This is a genomic window from Pseudomonas sp. EA_65y_Pfl1_P113, assembly GCF_963970525.1.
Lineage (GTDB): Bacteria > Pseudomonadota > Gammaproteobacteria > Pseudomonadales > Pseudomonadaceae > Aquipseudomonas > Aquipseudomonas tritici.
Window position 1 is genome coordinate 1 of the sequence record NZ_CAXAQM010000546.1, and the last position, 458, is coordinate 458.

2 protein-coding genes are annotated in these 458 nt (G+C 65.9%); both read left to right on the forward strand.

Annotation, left to right across the window (positions count from 1 at the left end; all coding sequences use genetic code 11):
* Positions 1-202 (forward strand): carboxymuconolactone decarboxylase family protein (locus AACY52_RS31000; RefSeq protein ID WP_370468085.1); only part of this gene is annotated, 202 nt, incomplete at its 5' end.
* Positions 203-276: 74 nt separating this feature from the next.
* On the forward strand, positions 277-458 hold a 182-nt coding region (locus tag AACY52_RS31005), incomplete at its 3' end, for a hypothetical protein (RefSeq protein ID WP_370468086.1).

Below are 458 nucleotides of genomic sequence, written 5' to 3' on the forward strand. Positions count from 1 at the left end.
TGTCTTCGCGCGAAAGGTGCTCGACGCGCGCGGCCGCGTCAGCGACGCCGACCTCGCCGCAGTGCGTCTGGCCGGCTTTAGCGACGCCCAGGTGATCGAGATCGTGGCGTCGGTCGCGCTCAACGTGCTGACCAACTACATCAACAATGTCGCCGAAACCGACATTGACTTCCCGGTCGTCCTGGCCGCCCAGGCCGCGTGACGCCCTCGTTGGCGGGCCGCGCACCGTGCTCCAGCCAACGATGTCCCCTTTTCCAGCCCTCCGGGAGTCGGATCATGGCCAATGCCTTCCTCACCCTCGCAACGACGCCGAGCGTGCTAGCGGCACAGCTGGCAAACGGCAGTGCCGGGCTTTACGACGCAGTCGGCGGGCACCGCCCGTCGGACCGCTTCGGACCAGCCGAAGTCGAATTTATCGCCAGCCGCGACAGCTTCTACTTGGGAAGCGTATCGGAAAG